The sequence below is a fragment of the Pseudoalteromonas sp. S1727 genome (assembly GCF_005886375.1).
In the GTDB taxonomy this organism is placed as follows: Bacteria; Pseudomonadota; Gammaproteobacteria; order Enterobacterales; family Alteromonadaceae; genus Pseudoalteromonas; species Pseudoalteromonas haloplanktis.
Map to the genome: position 1 here is coordinate 1 of NZ_PNDT01000218.1, position 286 is coordinate 286.

The window sequence follows — 286 nt, forward strand, 5'->3', positions numbered from 1 at the left end:
TAATATTAAGTGTTATTTTACTTCTTACTTAATTAAAGAAGTCAGCCAACTCTCTAAGGAAATTGGTTGCGGGAGCCGGATTTAAAACGACTACCTTTGCTGGCTAATGAAGAGCTGAGACCGACAAGCTTTTCCTTAACTTACATTCTACAGTAACCTCAAGCCTCTAAAGGAAATTGGTTGCGGGAGCCGGATTTGAACCGACGACCTTCGGGTTAAGAGCACGACGAGCTACCAGGCTGCTCCAGACCGCGCAGGTATATTCTTATTATAACTAACGCTTTAT

1 tRNA gene is annotated in these 286 nt (G+C 42.7%); it reads right to left on the reverse strand.

Annotated features, from left to right (window positions below):
• Nucleotides 1-177: 177 nt before the first annotated feature.
• A tRNA-Lys gene (locus tag CWB85_RS21730) sits at nt 178-254 on the reverse strand.
• Nucleotides 255-286 lie beyond the last annotated feature (32 nt).